The following is an 18287-nucleotide window of genomic DNA, read 5'->3' as shown; positions in this document are numbered from 1 at the left end:
AACCGAGCGTTTCAAATCTCTTTTGAAAGCCGGGTGCCGGCGAAAATGGCGGCGATCACCAGCGCCACCCCCGTTAACTGAATGCCGCTCAGGGTCTCGTTCAGCACGATCCAGGCAACGGCGATCGAAACCACCGGTTCGATATTGTGAACCAGCGAGACATCGCCTGCATTGGCCAGCTTGACGGCCATGATCTGCGCCGTGACGCCGATCAGATAAGCAAGGCCTGCTCCGGCCAGCGCCAGCCAGCCGATATCGGTTTCAGGCGGTGCGTAGGCATCCAGCACGAACATGCAGACAAGCGCAACCGGAAACAGGAACAGATTGGCATAGCTGGCGACCAGCAATGGTTCGGTGTGTTGCGATGCCCTGGCACCGGACAGAAACAGCACCACCGTGCCCAGGCCGCCGATGAACGCGAGCACCATGCCAATGGGATTGAGGGTATCGAAACTGGGGCCGATGGCGAGACCGAGCCCGGCGAAGGCGGCGGCGAATGTGGCCAGCCTGCGCGGACCGGGCAGGCGCCGCGCGCGGATCGCTTCATAGACCAGCACGACCAGCGGGAAGGTATAGAATATCAGTGCCGCCAGCCCGACCGGGATATAGGCGACGCTGCTCATATAGCCGAACGTGATCATCGTCAGGCCGATCCCGGCCACTGCCGTGTCCCGCCATGCCGCGCGGGGCAGGGCGATGCGCTTGGTTATCAAATAGGCGATCACAAAAAGCACGAGGACGCCCAGGCCGCCTCTGAGGGTTATCAGCGTCAACGGGGTCGAGCCGGCGGCATACATCAACCGTGCGCAGGTCGTAACAAAAGCCAGCGATGTGGCGGCAATGAACGCCAGCATCATACCTTCGCGCTGACCCATTGTGCGGACGGCGTCGCTCATCGATGTTTCTCCGGCTGGACAGGTTGCGGCCTGCCTCGTCTAATGGGTTTATAGAACCGCTGTTACCATGACAGAGAACAGAACCGGGGAAAACGCATGTCGGGACCTATTTTTCACAACTTTTCAGCCGCGCCGACTCACGTCGCGCCGTTTTCACACGCCGTCGAATGCGACGGCTGGATTCAGCTTACCGGCCAGATGCCGACCGACCCCGATGACGACACGGCCCCGCTTGCGGACGGCGTCGCCGCGCAGACCCGGCGTGTCATGGATAATCTGATCATCGTTCTGGAAGGGCTCGGCCTTGGGCTTGAGCATGTCTTGTCGGCGCGGGTGTTCATTACCGAGTTCGAGCGTGATTACGAGGAAATGAACAATGCCTACAAAAGTTATTTCCCGCCCGATCGGCTACCGGCGCGCACCTGTGTCGGTGTTACCGGGCTGGCCAAGGGCGCGTTGGTCGAGATTGATATGGTCGCCAAACGGCCGGGATGAGCGACTATCCTCCCACCACGTTGTGTTCCGGCCCGTACGGAAAGCCGGTGATGTTCTCGGCGCCCGTTTCGGTGACGACAAGGATATCGTGCTCACGGTAGCCACCAGCGCCGGGTTCGCCTTCCGGGATCATGATCATCGGTTCCATGGAAACGACCATGTTCGGCTCCAGCACGGTATCGATATCCTCGCGCAGTTCCAGGCCCGCCTCGCGCCCGTAATAGTGCGACAGCACGCCGAATGAATGCCCATAGCCGAAGGTGCGCCGCTCCAGGCACCCATGCGCGCGGTAAATTTCGTTCAGTTCGTTAGCGATGTCGCAGCACCTGGCGCCGGGTTTGATCAGTTCCAGACCACGTTCGTGCACATCGACGTTGATCTGCCAGTACTTCAGGTGGGCGTCGGCAACGTCCCCGCAGAAGAGCGTGCGTTCCAGCGCAGTGTAATAACCGGCGATCATCGGGAAACAGTTGAGCGACAGGATATCGCCGCGTTCAATCTTGCGTGTGGTGACCGGATTGTGTGCACCGTCAGTGTTAATGCCGCTCTGGAACCAGGTCCAGGTGTCGCGCAATTCCGAATGCGGAAAACGTCTGGCGATCTCGCGGACCATGGCCTCGGTCGACGCAATGGCGACCTCATGCTCGGCAACGCCGGGTGCAATGGCACTGACGCAGGCGGCGCCGCCGATGTCTGCGACATTTGCGCCATGTTTGATCAGGGCAATCTCGACATCCGATTTGATCATCCGCATGTACATGCAGGCGTTCGCGATATCGACGAATTCCGTACCCGGGAAGGCGGCTTTCAACTTTTCCATGTTCTGCAGCGTCATGTGATCGAACTCGATCCCGACGCGACGGCTTTTACCGACCAGCTGTTGCAATCCCCTGAAGTAGTTGTCCCGCGCCCAGTCGGTATAAATCAGGTTGTCGCCGTGTGTCCGTCGCCATGGCTGTCCGCCGTCGATATTGGCGCTCAAGGTTGTCTGATTCTCGTGATCGACCACCAACGCGTAGAACCTGCCGAAATGACAAAACAGAAAATCGGCGTAATAATTGATGTTCTGGTAGGAGGTGAACAGCGCCGTCTCGATGTTTTCGGCGGCCATATGGGCGCGGAGCAGGGCCAGCCTGCGCTCGAACTCTTCGGGCGGAAACGTGTGTTCGGCTTGTTCACCGTTACGAATGGTGATGATGTTCTTTAATCCGTCCATGTGAGTCTCCTAGTGATCCTGTATTTTTATGGACGAGACGGTGCGCTGGCAATGCTTCTGAAATCGATGGAAGGTCATTGAATTGGAGAAATGAAAACTGGTATACCTAATCTGGTATACCAGATGGGTATACATATGCGTTTTTTTGAATATAATAGTTGGGAGCGCTTAATAATAACGGGCGCGACTTGAAAGTCAGGGGGGTGAGTGCCACTTGCGCATGTATCCGACAAACGGCATAACAACCAGTCACCGTTGCCGATGGGCACTGGTATCTTTTGTTGAATGAATAAGAACGAATTGTTTTGAGTGAGGATGTCATGAAAATTGCGATACCCAAGGAACGTGCGCCGGGCGAAGACCGCGTTGCTGCGTCCGTCGAGGTCATCGGAAAACTGACCGGTCTCGGGTGCGACGTCGTCGTCGAACAGGGCGCCGGTGACGGCGCATCGATCTCGGATGAGACTTTCAAGGCTGCCGGTGCATCGATCGCCAAGGACTTTGCCGCGACGGTCAAGGATGCGGGCATGGTCTGGAAGATCTCGGCGCCGACCAAGACCGAGAGCTCGAAACTTTCCAAGGGGCAGGTCGTGTGCGCGCATCTTGCAGCGCTCACGGAACCAGAGGGGATCGAAACGCTGGCAAAATCCGGCGCGACCGGTTTCGCAATGGAACTGATGCCGCGCATCTCGCGGGCGCAATCCATGGACATCCTATCGTCGCAAGCGAACCTTGCCGGTTACAAGGCTGTCCTGAACGCGACCGAACTTTACGGCCGGGCGATGCCGATGATGATGACGGCCGCTGGTACCGTACCGCCGGCTCGTGCCTTTATCATGGGCGTTGGTGTCGCCGGCCTGCAGGCGATTGCCACGGCAAAACGTCTGGGCGCGGCGGTCAGCGCGACCGACGTCCGTCCTGCCACCAAGGAACAAGTTGCTTCACTGGGCGGTAAGTTCCTTGAAGTCGATCCGGAAATGGAAAAAGAGGCGGAAACCGAAGGCGGGTACGCCAAGGAAATGCCGCCGGAGTATTTCGAAAAGCAGAAACAGAAGGTGCGCGAACACCTGCCGAAACAGGACATCGTCGTGACCACGGCGCTGATCCCGGGTCGCCCGGCGCCGAAGCTGATCACCAAGGACATGGTCGAAAGCATGAAATCCGGCGCCGTGATCGTCGATATGGCGGCGGAAGCGGGCGGCAACTGCGAATTGACCAAGCCGGGCGAGGTCACGACGACGAAGAACGGCGTCATCATCGATGGGCGCTTGAACCTGCCGAGCCGCCTGGCCGAAACGGCATCGGCGCTGTTCGCCAAGAATCTGTTCAACTTCGTTTCGCCGCATTTCGACAAGGAAAAGGGCGCATTTAAATTCGACGCGGAAGATGCCACTGTCGAAGGCACGATGGTCTGCAAGGACGGCAAGATCGTTTCCGAGCGTGTCAGCGATGTGCTGAGCGCCAAGGGCGGGGCTAAAAAGCCACCGGCCAGGAAGGCCCCGGCGAAGAAGGATGAAACCAAAACCGAAGATGAGAAAGGGGCCTGATCATGGATAAAGCGACCCTTGCGGATAAAGCGGCCGAACTTGCAACCGGCCTCGAAAAACTGTCCCAGCAGGCGGGCGATCTGGCGCATTCGGCGACCCAGGTCGTGGTTGCCACTGGTGACGTCGCGTTGACCCACGGCGGTGCCGATTTCCTGTCCATGTTCACGATTTTCGTCATGGCCTGTTTCGTCGGTTATCACGTTGTCTGGAACGTGACCCCGGCGCTGCATTCGCCGCTGATGGGTGTAACCAACGCCATTTCATCGGTGATTATCGTCGGCGGCCTGCTGGCTGTCGGTCCCGCGCTGATGGACTTTTCCAAGGTCATGGGTTTCTTTGCGGTGCTGCTGGCGTCGATCAATATCTTCGGCGGTTTCATCGTGACGCAACGCATGCTCGCCATGTTCAAAAAGAAGCAGAAATAAGGGAGCCGGATCATGAGCGGAACACTCGTTGGATATTTTTACCTTATCTCTGCCGTCCTCTTCATCCTTGCGCTGAAGGGGCTTTCCAGTCCTGAGACCGCGCGCCGCGGCAATACGTTCGGTATCATTGGGATGGCTATCGCCATCGTCACGACGATCGCCCATCCGGACGTTGTGTCGTATGGCTGGATCGCGGTCGCCGTCCTCATCGGTGGCGGCATCGGGACGGTCGTTGCCAAGAAGATTGAAATGACGGCCTTGCCGGAACTGGTCGCAGCCTTCCACTCGCTGGTCGGTCTGGCGGCCGTATTCGTGGCGTTGGCGGCGTTGTACCACCCCGAAGCCTATGAAATCGGCTCCAAGGGGTCGCTGCCTGCGGGCTCGCTGATCGAAATGGGCCTCGGCATGACCATCGGTGCCATTACCTTCTCGGGGTCGGTCATCGCCTTCGCCAAGTTGCGCGGTATCATGTCGGGCAACCCGATCACCTTTAAGGGCCAGCACCTGCTGAATCTGATTATTGCGCTGTCGATGCTGGCGCTGCTGGTCTATTTCTGCCGTACCGAGAGCTATGGGGCGTTCTGGCTGCTGCTGATCCTGTCGTTCGTCATCGGCTTCCTGATCATCGTGCCGATCGGCGGCGCCGACATGCCGGTCGTCGTCTCGATGCTGAACTCGTACTCTGGCTGGGCGGCTGCCGGTATCGGCTTCACGCTTGCTAACCCGGCGCTGATCATCACCGGGGCGCTGGTCGGCTCCTCGGGCGCGATCCTCAGCTACATCATGTGCAAAGGCATGAACCGCTCGATCATCAATGTGCTTCTGGGCGGTTTCGGCGGCGACAGTGCCGCCGGTCCGGGCGCAACCAGCGATCCCGACCGTCAGGCAAAAGCCGGTGCGGCAGCGGATGCGGCGTTCATCATGGGCAACGCATCCAAGGTCATCATCGTGCCGGGGTACGGCATGGCGGTGGCGCAGGCACAGCACGCCGTGCGTGAAATGGCCGATAAGCTGAAAGCCGAAGGGGTCGAGGTCAAATACGCTATCCATCCGGTCGCCGGCCGTATGCCGGGGCACATGAACGTTTTGCTGGCCGAAGCCAACGTGCCGTATGACGAGGTGTTCGAACTGGAAGAGATCAACCACGAGTTCGCCACCGCCGATGTCGCATACGTGATCGGCGCCAACGATGTTACCAACCCGGTCGCAAAGACGGACCCGACATCGCCGATCGCCGGGATGCCGATCCTCGATGTCGAAAAGGCCGGTACGGTACTGTTCGTGAAGCGTTCGCTCAGCCCGGGTTATGCGGGTGTCGATAACCCGTTGTTCTATGCCGACAACACGATGATGTTGTTCGGCGATGCGAAGGCAATGACCGAAGATATCGTCGGCGGCCTGGAATAAGCCGTCACCGAAGACAGCAAAAGCCGCCCGGGCGCAATTCCGGGCGGCTTTTTTATGCTTTTTCCGTCGAGCGCTCAGTCCATGTCATCATCGCCAGCGACAGGCAGCCGAGCAGCGCGAAACCCCCGACCAACGGCAAGACGCTGCCGTCATATGAATGACCGATTCCCCAACCGAGCGGCAGCGAGATGAACGTCGATACGGAACCGACCAGAGCCGCGCCAAGGCCCGCCATGTGGCCGAGGGGCTCCATCGCAAGCGCATTGAAATTGCCGAACAGCATGCCGACACAGAAGAACGTACCGAGCAGCCAGCCCATGAACAGCCAAAGCGGCGGTACGCCGTCCCAGATCGCGATATTGAGGGCCAGAAACATGATCGACAGCGCGCAGAGCGTCATCAGTGCGCGATGACTGAGCAGACGCATGCCGTGCCGCATGACCAGCCTGGAATTGCAGATCGAGGCCGAGCCGATAGCCAGGGCGGCCATGCCGAAAAATAACGGGAATAACTCGCCTAGCCCGTAGGTGGTCTGGAATATCTGCTGCGCCGAGCTGAGATACCCTAGGAATGCCCCGAATACGATCCCGGCGCTGAGCGTGTAGCCGACCGTCGGTCTGTAGCTGCATGCTTCCCTGATGCCCTTGGCAATACTTTTGAGCGAAAACGGCCGATGCGTGTCCGGGCGCAGGGTTTCCGGCTGGCGCAGAGCGAGCCAGATGAAGCAGATCAGTGCAATCACCAACAGGAAGACATAAGTTGCCTGCCAGTTCGCGACGAGGATCAACCCCTGACCAATACTGGGCGCAATGGCGGGGACGATGATGAAGATCGCCATGGCGATGGACATGATCCTGGCCATGGGGCGGCCTTCATAGCTGTCTCGGACAATGGCGATGGTGATGATGCGTGACGGTGCGGCGCCGAGCCCCTGCAGCACGCGGCCGATCAGCATAGTCTCAAGCGATTGTGCGGAAAGTGATAGCAGACAGCCGATGATGAAAATGGTGTATCCGGCATAAATCGTCTTTTTGCGCCCGATACTGTCCGAGATTGGCCCGGCGAGCAGCTGTCCGATACAAAACCCGCCAAACAGGGACGAGACGATCAGCTGCGTGTCATTCGGGTCCGTGACACCCAGATCCTGGCCGATGATGCCAAGTGCCGGCAGCATGATATCGGTCGACATTGCGACCATGGAGATCATCAGCGCGACGAGGCTAACGAATTCGGGAAACGCCAGAGGGGGATGTTCGCGTTTCATGTGCTGGTCTTTCCGAAGCCGGCGTGAGAGGCGAGAAGGACGGTGTATTCTATTTAGGTATTCACCAGGATGAATGCATGTCCCCTAAACGCGAGAAAAACCGCCCGGGAGACATCTCGGGCGGTTCGTCTATTCCGGCAACCCAGAAGGGAAGGTCGTCAGGCGGTGTTAGAAACCTTCGCGCTCGATGCGTTTCCGCTCGAGCTTACGGGCGCGGCGAACGGCTTCAGCCTTTTCGCGCGCACGGCGTTCGGACGGCTTTTCGTACGAACGGCGCAGTTTCATTTCACGGAAGATACCCTCACGCTGCATTTTCTTCTTGAGCGCTTTGAGGGCCTGATCGACATTGTTATCACGAACGGTGACTTGCACGGGTGTCTATCTCTTTCCAACTATCTGTACGTTAGGGCACAAGAGCCTTGTCCGCGGAGCCATCCCCGCGAGTGAGGCGCCTTATATCAAACGTTTCGGGCCCTGTGAAGGGCGAATTGCGTTATTTTTTAGTTCTGCGAAAATTGTTCTGAAAACGGTAAGGGGTTGAAAAGTGGCGGTTTTGAAGATTGCGCGCATGGGACACCCGGTGCTGATGGGGGTGGCGAAAGAGATTCCCGACCCGAAGGACCCGGAAATCGCCGCGGAAATCAGGCGTCTTGTCGCCGATATGGTCGAAACCATGCACGATGCGCCGGGAATCGGCCTTGCGGCGCCGCAGGTGCATGTGCCGCTCCGCCTTGTCATCTACATGGTCCCGCAAGACCGCACAGAGGACGACGCGGGGCATCCATTGACGGTGCTCATCAATCCTGAAATCACGGTTCTGGATGAAACGGCGGAATCCGGGGTCGAGGGCTGCCTGTCCCTGCCGGGGATGTCGGGCCGTGTCGCCCGTCCCCGGCATATCCGTGTCCAGGCACTGGATCTGGACGGCAACAGGCTCGATTACGAAGCCGAAGGCTTCCACGCACGTGTCGTGCAGCACGAATGCGACCATCTGGACGGTATTCTGTATCCGATGCGGATGACGGATCTTGCCAGTTTCGGTTATGTCGAGGAAATGACGAAACCGGCGGAATAAGCTAGAATGGCTTTCGTATCTGGTTCAGGAGGCAGTATGTCCGGCAAAAAACAACACGACGTTTACGACGATGCCCAGGCGGCGAACCTTGAACTGCGCGATCGCATGCTTGAAGCGACATTGCCCCATGTTCCCTTCGATGGCTGGACCGAGCGTGCGTTGTTGTCTGGTGAAGACGCCTCTGGCCTTGGCGAAGGGGCCGCGTACCGTGCTTTCCCGGGCGGTATGGTGGATATGGCGGCACACGCCGCCGACTATTTCGATCGCCGCATGCTGGAGAAACTCGCCGCTCTTGATCTTTCGTCCATGAAAATCCGCGAACGGGTCGCGGCAGGTGTTCGTGCGCGCGTTGAAGCATGCATGCCCTACAAGGAAGCGCATCGGCGTCTGCTGGCTTACCTGGCGTTGCCGACCCACAAGGCGTTGGCGGCGCGGCTGGCATGGGAGACCTGTAACCGAATCTGGTATGCCGCCGGTGACGATGCCACGGATTTCAACTATTACACCAAACGCGGCCTTTTGTTCCCGGTCTACACCACGACGATGCTTTACTGGCATGCGGATTCGTCGAAGGACGGTGCCGATACATGGGGATATCTTGAGCGTCGTATCGACGATGTGATGAAAATTCCGGGCTATCAGGCACGTCTCACGAAAGGTCTCGGACGATTGCCCAATCCCTTTAAAATACTCAAACGCTCGGCCTGAACCGCAAAAGAAACGGGGCACAGCTGTTTGAGCCGTGCCCCGTAACCAGGGGTGAGATCGCGCCCTGTTCGAGCGCGAGACCGGGAGGGGGACCCGGTCGCGAGGATATCCATCGCTTGAATTCAATATGCGCCGGTCCCCGTCTGATGACGAATCACGCCCGTACACGGTTTGGTGAGCGCATTTGCCGTGATGGCGGGAGAATCGCGGTTGTTCACTTATGCGCATGCCTATGGCCTTCAAATACCGCTTTTTATCAGGCTGGCTGGCGGTTTCACCTGAAGACTCGCTTCCCCCGGGGGGCTCGGTTATGATTTTTGCGAATATTGGAGACGTGCATTTTGCAAGCCGAAGCCACACACGGACCTGCGCACCTTGATCTGGCGGATCATTTCATGGTCTGCACAAAGCTCGGACGTTATCTGACCGTGCATGACGGCAGCCGTTTCGTGATCACGGATGATTTCCGGGAAAACGATATGGGCAATGCGGCTGCGGCCGCGGTCGCGACGATTTATTCGCGCGATCCCCTGGTGGCGCAGGCGGCGTTGCTGCCTTTGGGGCGGAGCGGCGGCATCAGCCGCAAGAAACGCCGTTCCTATGAGCGGCTTTTCGAACTGATCGAGGCACAGGCTCTCGATCCGACAGTTACCAAGTCAGCACAGCACATCCTGCAGAGCGGTTTTCGTGAAGCCGAAATACTGGCCATCGAGGCGGATCTCGGCGACAAGCTGTCTCCGGCTCGGCTACGCTATCGCGCCTTTTTAGGCGTCGTTCGGCAGATGCTGGAAAACAAGATTTCCGCACCGGCGTTTCTGGACGAATTCAATGAATTCACCAAGGCCGTCGCCGGCAAACTGGACTTCGGCATCTACAGCTTCTGTCTCGACCGCATCTTCGGCAATCCGCGCATCCCGATGAAGGTCAAGAAGCTGCTGGCGATTGAAACCGTCAAGTTTCCGCCGCTGATCCGCCGCGAGCTGATCACCAACCTGCTTGTCTATCCCGGCCAGTCACAGGAGCTGGTCAGCTTCGTGCGCGGCCTGATCATGGCGGAGCTTGAACCAAGCGTGGTGGTCGAAATCGAACTGCTCGAGACCTTCAAGCAAAACCGGCTGTCCTTAAGCGATATCGAAGCGGGATTGCGCCAGAGCGTGATGTGAGCCGCTTTCGTCATTCCCGCGTGGCGGGGGTGACGATGATGGCGTTACTTCCAGTGACCCTTGGGATACAACCGGTTGACGTGACCCATCTTGCGGCCTTCGCGGATTTCCTTTTTGCCGTAAAGATGAAGCCGTGCGCCCGCGTCTGACATCAGGTCGGCCCAGCCGCGAACGGCGGAACCGATCAGGTTCTTCATTTCCGCATCGTGGTGAGGGGTGACATCGCCCAGCGGCAGACCGCAGACGGCACGGACGAACTGTTCGAACTGACTGGTCGGGCAGGCATCCATGGTCCAGTGCCCGGAATTGTGTGGCCGGGGTGCGATCTCATTGACCAGCAATTCGCCCGCACGGGTGATGAACATCTCGACCGCCAGAAGCCCGACCAGATCGAGCCCGTCGGCGATGGCGTGCGCGATATCGACCGCGTCCCTGGCCATTTCGGGCGGCATCACGGCGGGGGCGATGGTGGTGTCGAGAATATGGTTCACATGGCGGTTTTCGACCGGCGGATAGGTCGCCCAGCCGCCGCCCGGTGAACGCGCGACGATCACCGAAATTTCCCGGGAGAGATCGACGAACGCTTCGAGGATGCCGATATCGGCGCCCATTTCCGACCATGCGGCGGCGTAATCGCAATCGGGCGCAATCAGCACCTGGCCCTTGCCGTCATAACCCATGCGCGCGGTCTTGAGCACCGCCGGGCGGCCGATCTCGGCGGCGGCAGCTTCAAGCTCGGCCGGCGAGGTGACGCGGCGGAACGGCGTTGTTTTTGCGATGGTGTTGATGAATTCCTTTTCGACCAACCGGTCCTGCGCAACGGCAAGACTTTTCCAGCCCGGCCGCACCACCGCATGTTCGGACAGCAACTGCACGCTTTCATGCGGGATGTTTTCGAATTCGAACGTCACCACATCAACCGCTTCGCCGAACTTGCGGAGCGCCCCGGTATCGTCATAGCTGCCGAGCGTCGTGGCGGCGGAGACCTGTGACGCAGGGCTGTCTTGATCCGGGCAGTATATGTGGCATTTATAGCCGAGCTGACCGGCGGCCAGCGCCGTCATACGGCCCAATTGCCCCCCGCCCATGATGCCGATGGTGCTTCCGGGTGCCAGCGGGTGGGTGTTTTTCATGATTTTGTTCTCAGGCATCGTCACGCGGTACGTCAGCGACGGCATCGGTTTGTGCCTGCCGCCACTGTACGAGGGCCTGATCCACATCGGCATCGCCGAGCGCGATCACGGAAGCCGCCAGAAGCGCCGCGTTGATAGCGCCTGCCTTGCCGATCGCCAGTGTCCCCACCGGCACGCCACCCGGCATTTGTGCGATGGACAGAAGACTGTCCATGCCCTTCAGGGATTTGCTTTCGATCGGCACACCGAATACCGGCAGTGTCGTCATGGCAGCGGCCATGCCCGGCAGATGCGCGGCGCCGCCGGCTCCGGCAATGATCACCTTGAGGCCCCGGCCTTTGGCCGTTTCGGCATATTCGTAAAGTCGTTTCGGGGTGCGGTGGGCGGATACGATGCGTGTTTCATAGGTTACGCCGAGCGCGTCCAGGGTATCTGTCGTATTCTTCATGGTCTCCCAGTCGGACTGGCTGCCCATGATGATACCGACGTCAGGATTTTGTTGCGCCGCCATCTTTTGCTTTCCTTCTGGCTGGGGCGGGAAAGCGCGGCATTATAGGTCCGGCGGCGCTTTGCGCAAGGTTATCATCGTTTTACGTCAACCTTGCGTTAACCATATGTGCTATACTTTGGGGGCAGGAAACTGGGGGTTATGTCGATGGACGTTAACCGGGCCCAAGGGATTGTTCCCGTTGCCAATAATTCGGGCGGTAACGCCGGCAAGGATCATCCCGCGAAGGATCATTCGGGCGAATTCGAGGATGAACGCAAAGGCGAGGCCGATGCGTTTGAAATCGATGGGCTGGCGGCGGAAATAACGCCCGCCGCACAGCAGGTGCTGGACAGGCTGGCCGGTGAGATCGAACCCCTGCGCCGTCAGCTCGAAATGTCACGCGAGCGAGAGCAGAATCTGCGCGAAGACCTGGCGCGGCATGCCTATCTGCCGGTCCCGGGGCGGCGTGAATTTGTCCGCGAACTGAACCATGTGCTCAATCATCTGGGCGATCTGGCGGTGATGCCGTCGCTTTGTGTCTTGTACGTGTCCAATACGGAACATGTCCGCCGGGCATACGGCCGGGATGCGCTGGACCGCTATCTTGTTCATGCCGCGAATGCGATTTCGCGGACCTTGCAGCCGAACGATGTGCTGGGCAGCCTGGGCGGCAGTGATTTTGCCGTTATCCTGCTAGGGGCGGATACGAAGTTGGCGCGTGAGCGTGCCGACGCGATCGTCAACAGTGCCGCGAAATCGCCGTTTCAGGAACAAGGCGAAACGATGCCGCTGAACTTGCTGTTTGGCACGGCTGAGCTCAGCCCCGGGACATCTTCAGATGCGGCGATCCATGCCGCTGACCGCAATCTGCTGGCGAATATCTGAAAAATCGGTTTGAAATAATCAGCCGAGATAATCAGGCGATGATATCGGGTAGCAACTGGCTTTCGATCTTCCTGATCTGATCCTTGAGCGACAGCTTGCGCTTCTTCAGACGCTGAATTTGCAACTGGTCAAACGGCCGCGTTTCGATCAGGTGCTCGATAACATCGTCCAAATCGCGGTGCTCTAGTTGAAGGTCGTTCAACTGTGTTTTAAGTGACTCGGTATCGTTGTCGGTCATGGCGCCCAATGGATTAGACTGTATTGACAGTGGATATCAAAATCCACCTATCTGCAATAGGAGGTTCCACATGATGTCTCAATGGGAAAGTATAGCATGAAACGGGTGGGTGTGTTGACCAGCGGCGGCGATTGTTCAGGCCTCAACGCGGCCATTCGCGCTGTCGTTAAAAGATGCGTGCAAGGGTACGGTGCTGAAGTGGTGGGAATCCTCGACAGCACCGAGGGGCTTTTGACAACGCCGCCCCGCACCGTGCCGCTGACCCTTGATGTGTTTTCAGGAGTGGTGCTCAGAAGCGGCGGTACCATGCTGGGCACCGTGAACAAGGGCAACCCGTTCAGTTATCCGATGCCGGACGGCAAGACAGCAGACCGTTCGGCAAGTGTCGTCGATGCCATTCACGGGCTCGGCATCGACGGCCTGATCGGGATTGGTGGTGACGGCTCCATGCGAATCCTTCATGCCCTGATGGAAAAGGCGAAGGTCCCGTTTATCGGCATTCCAAAGACAATCGACAATGACGTTCCGATGACCGAATTTACTATCGGTTTTCATACCGCTGTCGGCGTCGTGACCGAAGCCCTGGACAGGCTGCAGCCGACGGCGGCCAGCCACCATCGCGTGATGATTCTGGAAACCATGGGACGGCAGGCCGGTCATATCGCGCTGAGTGCCGGCATTGCCGGCGGCGCCGATGTTATTCTGATCCCCGAAATTCCCTACGACATCGATGTCATAGCCGCCAAACTGCGCGACATACACGAAGAAGAAGGGCGCAATCACGCACTCATCGTTTGTGCCGAAGCCGCTGTGCCTTTGGGCGGAGAGCAGGTCTTCAGCGAACAGTCGGGCAGGATCATCTTCGGTGGGATTGCGCAGCAGCTCGGACGTGAGATTCATGACGCCACCGGCGCGGACACCCGGGTCACTGTTTTGGGTCATGTCCAGCGCGGCGGCACACCGTCGAGTTTCGACCGGGTGCTGGCGTCGTCATTCGGGATTCACGCCGTCGACCTGCTGTCGAGGGGAGCTAACGGGCGAATGGTGTCGTGGTGGGACGGTGCTATTTGCGATGTTGCGTTGGATGACGTGGTGGGCCGGGAAAAACCGGTTAACCTGACCGGCGCGAGGATGCAGGCAGCGCGCGGTCTCGACATCTGTATGGGTGACAGACCCTAATATGAACTATTTTTAATCGGTTCATTGTGGCAATTCGACGTCTGTTGCGGTAATATTACGACTGACTGGGAGTGAGAAAGAAAGTAGGAACGTTTCAGGTAATCAGAAAAGGAGGATTAAGTAATGGGTATGTCGGAGCGGATTGATGCCCTGCAGACAAAACACCACGATCTCGAAAGCAAGATCGAAAACGAAGAAAGAAAATCCCTTCCTGATGAAATCACCATTCACGACCTCAAGAAGCAAAAGCTTAAGATCAAGGACGAATTAATGAGTATGGGCGCCACGTAAATAACGTGGTGACACTCTGATACAAGCAAGGCCGCGTCCTGCGAGGAGCGGCCTTGTTGTTTATTTCAGGCTAATTCTAGAACAGCATCGCCGTCTTCATGAAGCAGCCTCGTGATGTCGAGGGCGCTTTTTGTCGGCTTGTCGCGGTCAGATTTCCTTCGCCTGCTCGCGCAGCTTGAATTTCTGAATTTTACCCGTCGATGTTTTCGGCAGTTCCGAAAAGACGACGTTTTTCGGACACTTGTAGTGTGCAAGATTGTCGCGGCAGAACTGAATGATGTCTTCGGGCGTAGCGGTTGAGCCGGTTTTCATCTCAAGAAAGGCGCAAGGCGTTTCCCCCCATTTGTCGTCGGGCTTGGCAACGACGGCGGCGGAGAGAACGTCTGGGTGTTTGAACAGCACGCTCTCGACTTCTATGGATGAAATGTTCTCGCCGCCCGAGATAATGATATCCTTCGAGCGGTCCTTGAGCTGAATATAACCGTCCGGCTGCAAAACGCCGAGGTCGCCTGAATGGAACCAGCCACCGGCAAGCGAAGCGCTCGTGGTCTTGTTGTTCTTGAGATAGCCCTTCATGACGATGTTGCCCTTGAACATGACCTCGCCCATTGTTTCGCCGTCGGCGGGAACGGGTTGCATGGTTTCCGGGTCCATGACGCAGAGATCCTCAAGCATATGGTATTTCACACCCTGGCGTGCCTTGAGATACGCCTGTTTCTCGATGGGTTCATCGTTCCATTCGGATTTCCAGGCACACATCACGGCGGGGCCATAGGTCTCTGTCAGGCCATAGGCGTGCGTGACGTTGAAGCCCTGCTCCTGAATGCGTGACAACGTTGTTGCCGGCGGCGGGGCGGCGGCGGTCATGATGTTGACGGTATGATCGAAGGGGCGGCGTTCTTCGTCGCTCGCATTGATGACGAAATTGAGCACGATCGGCGCCCCGCAGAAGTGCGTGACCCCGTGATCGGCAATTGCGGCAAAGATTTCCCCGGCGTTGACGCTTCGCAGGCAGACGTTGGTGCCGGCCATCGCGGCGATGGTCCAGGGGAAGCACCAGCCGTTGCAATGGAACATCGGCAGGGTCCACAGATAGACCGGATGGTGCGTCATGTTGAAGCCGAGAACGTTGCTTACCGCGTTCAGATACGCGCCGCGATGATGATACACGACACCCTTAGGGTCGCCAGTGGTGCCTGAGGTGTAATTCAGGCTGATGGCATCCCACTCGTTATCCGGCAGATCCCATTCAAGGTTCTCATCGCCGGTCGCGAGGAATGCCTCGTAATCCATTTCGCCGAGAAGCTCGCCCTCACCGTCGTATTCGCTGTCGTTGATGTCGATGACCAATATATCGCGGCCGATCTTTTCCAGCGCCGCTTTGATGGTCGGTGAAAACTCGGTATCGGTGATCAGGACGTTGGTGTCGGCGTGATCCAGAGAGAAGCCGATGATATCCCCATCGAGCCGCACATTGAGGGTGTTGACCACGGCGCCGATCATTGCGGGGCCAAAGGCGCATTCGTACATTTCAGGGGTGTTGGATGCCATCACGGCGACGGTATCACCTTTTTTGACGCCACGTTTGGCCAGCGCCGAAGCCAGACGCTTGCAGCGCTTGTAGGTCTCGGCCCACGTATAGCGCCGCTTGCCGTGAATTACGGAGGTGATGTCGGGATAAACGGCAGCTGTGCGGCGGATGAAACTTAGCGGTGACAGTGGGGTATAGTTCGCTTCGGTCTGATCTAGATCAATGTCATAAATGCTGACGTCACCCATGGTATGGCTCCCTGTAAAACGCATGTTTGATGCGTGCACGCGTAATTGTTTTTTTGCATAATGCCGAAGACCTTCGGCAAGTTAAAGAGCGCGGTTCATGAACAAAACGCGCCGTACCGGGAGAGATCATGATGACCAATGCCTTTGAAGAAGCCTACGCTCGTTCGATTGACGATCCGGAAGGGTTTTGGGGGGATGCCGCTGAAGGCATCACCTGGACCAAGAAATGGGACAAGGTCCTGGATGACAGCAACAAGCCGTTCTACCGCTGGTTTGCCGGCGGCGAGATGAACACGTGCTACAACTGTCTGGACCGCCACATCGAAAGCGGCCGTGGCGATCAGACGGCTTTGATTTACGACAGCCCGGTGACCGGCGGAACCGTCAAAAAATTCACCTATATCGAGTTGCTTGAGGAAGTCGCGAGTGTTGCCGGCGTGCTCAAGGCGGAAGGGGTCGAAAAAGGCGACCGCGTCGTTATCTACATGCCGATGATCCCGGAAGCCGCCATTGCCATGCTGGCCTGCGCCAGGCTCGGCGCAATTCATTCCGTGGTGTTCGGTGGTTTTGCGGCGAACGAGCTTGCGGTCCGTATCGACGATGCCAAGCCGAAGGCGATCTTGTCGGCGACCTGCGGCATAGAGGTCAACCGCGTCATTGAGTACATGCCTTTGCTGAACGAGGCGATAGAATCCGCCAAGCACAAACCCGAGTTCTGCATGGTGGTGAAACGGCCCGAGTGCGAGGCAGAGGTAACGGCTGTACGTCATATCGATTGGCATGAAGCCCGTGACGCAGCCGAACATGCCGACTGCGTGCCGGTGGAATCCAGCCATCCGCTATATATCCTCTATACCTCGGGGACAACAGGTCAGCCGAAAGGCGTGGTGCGCGACAACGGCGGCCATGCGGTGGCGCTTCAATGGTCGATGAAGAATATCTATAACGTCGATCCCGGTGATGTTTACTGGGCGGCGTCGGATGTCGGCTGGGTGGTCGGTCATTCGTATATTGTCTATGCACCGTTGCTGCACGGCTGCACGACCTTGCTGTATGAAGGCAAGCCCGTGGGCACGCCCGATGCGGGCGCATTCTGGCGGGTGATTGCGGATCACAAGGTCAAAACCCTGTTTACCGCACCGACGGCTTTCCGTGCCATCCGCAAGGAAGACCCGGATGCGGAACTGTTGAATAAATACGACCTCACCAGTCTTGATGCGCTTTTCCTGGCGGGAGAGCGGACAGATCCCGATACCCTCAATTGGGCGATTGAGGTTCTGAAGGTGCCGGTGGTCGATCACTGGTGGCAAACGGAAACCGGCTGGCCCATCGCGTCCAACTGCCTCGGGCTGCATGAATATCCGGTGAAGCCGGGCTCGCCGACGAAACCGGTGCCGGGCTGGAATGTTCAGGTTCTGCATGAAGAAACGCATGAGCCTGTGCCGGCGGGGGATATCGGCGCCATCTGTGTCAAGCTGCCGATGCCGCCATCGAGCCTGCTGACGCTGTGGAATGCCGATCAGCGTTATATCGATGCTTATCTCGAGGAATACCCCGGTTATTACAAAACTGCGGACGCCGGGATGTTCGACGAAGACGGCTATATCTACATTATGGCACGGACCGATGACATCATTAACGTTGCCGGACACCGTTTGTCGACAGGGGGGATGGAAGAAGTTCTGGCCTCGCACCCGGATGTCGCCGAATGTGCCGTGATCGGTGTTGAGGATCAGATGAAGGGCCAATTGCCGTTCGGTTTCCTGGTTCTCAAGTCCGGTGTGACGCGTGATGCCGACGACATCGTCTCGGACGTGGTACAGCTTGTGCGCCAGAAGATCGGTCCGGTTGCCGCCTTCAAGCAGGCGACCGTGGTGCAGCGCCTGCCGAAGACCCGGTCCGGCAAGATCCTACGCGGCACCATGCAGGCGATCGCCGACAACAAGGAATGGAAAATGCCGGCGACCATTGACGATCCGGTAATCCTTGACGAAATTACGGATGCGCTGGAAGGCGTCGGTTACGCATCGGAACGGAAATAGCCGCGTCGTTCGGCAAAGTGGCCGCCGCGAGACGGCAGGGACATTGTTTTTACC

The 18287-nt window shown here is 58.1% G+C and carries 19 protein-coding genes; 11 read left to right on the top strand and 8 right to left on the bottom strand.

The window, feature by feature from the left end; translation table 11 throughout:
* Positions 1-11: 11 nt before the first annotated feature.
* On the bottom strand, positions 12-896 hold the full coding sequence (locus tag L2D14_14305) for an EamA family transporter (protein ID WNJ99033.1): 885 nt from the start codon (positions 894-896) through the stop codon (positions 12-14).
* Between the two features lie 96 nt (positions 897-992).
* Here L2D14_14305 and L2D14_14300 point away from each other — a divergent pair, with 96 nt between their 5' ends.
* On the top strand, positions 993-1391 hold the full coding sequence (locus tag L2D14_14300) for a RidA family protein (GenBank protein WNJ99032.1): 399 nt from the start codon (positions 993-995) through the stop codon (positions 1389-1391).
* Between the two features lie 4 nt (positions 1392-1395).
* Here the strand turns inward: L2D14_14300 and L2D14_14295 are convergent, their stop codons facing one another.
* The gene (locus L2D14_14295; protein WNJ99031.1) at positions 1396-2607 is read right to left on the bottom strand and encodes a M24 family metallopeptidase; all 1212 of its coding nucleotides are present in this window, start codon (positions 2605-2607) and stop codon (positions 1396-1398) included.
* 320 nt (positions 2608-2927) lie between these two features.
* On the opposite strand from L2D14_14295, the gene L2D14_14290 reads away from it, so the two are divergent.
* From L2D14_14290 to L2D14_14280, 3 genes are read left to right on the top strand one after another with little or no spacing between them, the layout of a single operon-like run.
* A complete protein-coding gene (locus L2D14_14290; protein WNJ99030.1) occupies positions 2928-4154 on the top strand; it encodes a Re/Si-specific NAD(P)(+) transhydrogenase subunit alpha in 1227 nt (408 codons plus the stop codon).
* A 2-nt stretch (positions 4155-4156) separates the two neighbouring features.
* A complete protein-coding gene (locus L2D14_14285; protein ID WNJ99029.1) occupies positions 4157-4579 on the top strand; it encodes an NAD(P) transhydrogenase subunit alpha in 423 nt (140 codons plus the stop codon).
* A 12-nt stretch (positions 4580-4591) separates the two neighbouring features.
* The gene (locus tag L2D14_14280; GenBank protein WNJ99028.1) at positions 4592-5986 is read left to right on the top strand and encodes an NAD(P)(+) transhydrogenase (Re/Si-specific) subunit beta; all 1395 of its coding nucleotides are present in this window, start codon (positions 4592-4594) and stop codon (positions 5984-5986) included.
* A gap of 52 nt (positions 5987-6038) precedes the next feature.
* Here the strand turns inward: L2D14_14280 and L2D14_14275 are convergent, their stop codons facing one another.
* Positions 6039-7250: a multidrug effflux MFS transporter gene (locus L2D14_14275; GenBank protein ID WNJ99027.1), complete on the bottom strand. Its 1212-nt coding sequence runs from the start codon at positions 7248-7250 to the stop codon at positions 6039-6041.
* Positions 7251-7418: 168 nt separating this feature from the next.
* Positions 7419-7622: a 30S ribosomal protein S21 gene (gene rpsU / locus L2D14_14270; GenBank protein ID WNJ99026.1), complete on the bottom strand. Its 204-nt coding sequence runs from the start codon at positions 7620-7622 to the stop codon at positions 7419-7421.
* Positions 7623-7794: 172 nt separating this feature from the next.
* Between rpsU and def the strand changes: the two genes are divergently transcribed.
* From def to L2D14_14255, 3 genes are all read left to right on the top strand, one after another.
* Entirely contained in the window at positions 7795-8325 is a 531-nt protein-coding gene (def, locus tag L2D14_14265; GenBank protein WNJ99025.1) for a peptide deformylase, read from the top strand.
* Between the two features lie 36 nt (positions 8326-8361).
* Entirely contained in the window at positions 8362-9033 is a 672-nt protein-coding gene (locus L2D14_14260; GenBank protein WNJ99024.1) for a COQ9 family protein, read from the top strand.
* A gap of 341 nt (positions 9034-9374) precedes the next feature.
* Entirely contained in the window at positions 9375-10196 is an 822-nt protein-coding gene (locus tag L2D14_14255; GenBank protein ID WNJ99023.1) for a hypothetical protein, read from the top strand.
* A 44-nt stretch (positions 10197-10240) separates the two neighbouring features.
* Here L2D14_14255 and L2D14_14250 read toward each other — a convergent pair whose 3' ends face one another.
* The gene (locus tag L2D14_14250; GenBank protein WNJ99022.1) at positions 10241-11329 is read right to left on the bottom strand and encodes a 5-(carboxyamino)imidazole ribonucleotide synthase; all 1089 of its coding nucleotides are present in this window, start codon (positions 11327-11329) and stop codon (positions 10241-10243) included.
* A gap of 10 nt (positions 11330-11339) precedes the next feature.
* Positions 11340-11840, bottom strand: a complete 501-nt coding sequence (gene purE, locus L2D14_14245; GenBank protein WNJ99021.1) for a 5-(carboxyamino)imidazole ribonucleotide mutase — start codon at positions 11838-11840, stop codon at positions 11340-11342.
* A 138-nt stretch (positions 11841-11978) separates the two neighbouring features.
* Between purE and L2D14_14240 the strand changes: the two genes are divergently transcribed.
* On the top strand, positions 11979-12704 hold the full coding sequence (locus tag L2D14_14240) for a GGDEF domain-containing protein (GenBank protein WNJ99020.1): 726 nt from the start codon (positions 11979-11981) through the stop codon (positions 12702-12704).
* A gap of 31 nt (positions 12705-12735) precedes the next feature.
* Here the strand turns inward: L2D14_14240 and L2D14_14235 are convergent, their stop codons facing one another.
* The gene (locus tag L2D14_14235) at positions 12736-12942 is read right to left on the bottom strand and encodes a DUF465 domain-containing protein (GenBank protein WNJ99019.1); all 207 of its coding nucleotides are present in this window, start codon (positions 12940-12942) and stop codon (positions 12736-12738) included.
* A gap of 96 nt (positions 12943-13038) precedes the next feature.
* On the opposite strand from L2D14_14235, the gene L2D14_14230 reads away from it, so the two are divergent.
* Positions 13039-14121, top strand: a complete 1083-nt coding sequence (locus L2D14_14230; protein ID WNJ99018.1) for an ATP-dependent 6-phosphofructokinase — start codon at positions 13039-13041, stop codon at positions 14119-14121.
* A gap of 123 nt (positions 14122-14244) precedes the next feature.
* Positions 14245-14412 carry a YdcH family protein gene (locus tag L2D14_14225; GenBank protein ID WNJ99017.1) on the top strand — a complete coding sequence of 56 codons (168 nt, stop codon included), beginning with the start codon at positions 14245-14247 and terminating at the stop codon, positions 14410-14412.
* A gap of 147 nt (positions 14413-14559) precedes the next feature.
* Here L2D14_14225 and L2D14_14220 read toward each other — a convergent pair whose 3' ends face one another.
* Entirely contained in the window at positions 14560-16191 is a 1632-nt protein-coding gene (locus tag L2D14_14220; GenBank protein ID WNJ99016.1) for an acyl-CoA synthetase, read from the bottom strand.
* A gap of 131 nt (positions 16192-16322) precedes the next feature.
* Here L2D14_14220 and L2D14_14215 point away from each other — a divergent pair, with 131 nt between their 5' ends.
* Positions 16323-18233, top strand: coding sequence for a propionyl-CoA synthetase (locus tag L2D14_14215; GenBank protein ID WNK01688.1), 1911 nt, complete (start codon positions 16323-16325; stop codon positions 18231-18233).
* Positions 18234-18287: the final 54 nt, after the last annotated feature.

The sequence above is a fragment of the Thalassospiraceae bacterium LMO-JJ14 genome, assembly GCA_021555105.2.
Lineage (GTDB): Bacteria > Pseudomonadota > Alphaproteobacteria > Rhodospirillales > Casp-alpha2 > UBA4479.
Note: the sequence above shows the minus strand (reverse complement) of the source record. Positions and strands in the feature narration are given on the sequence as shown.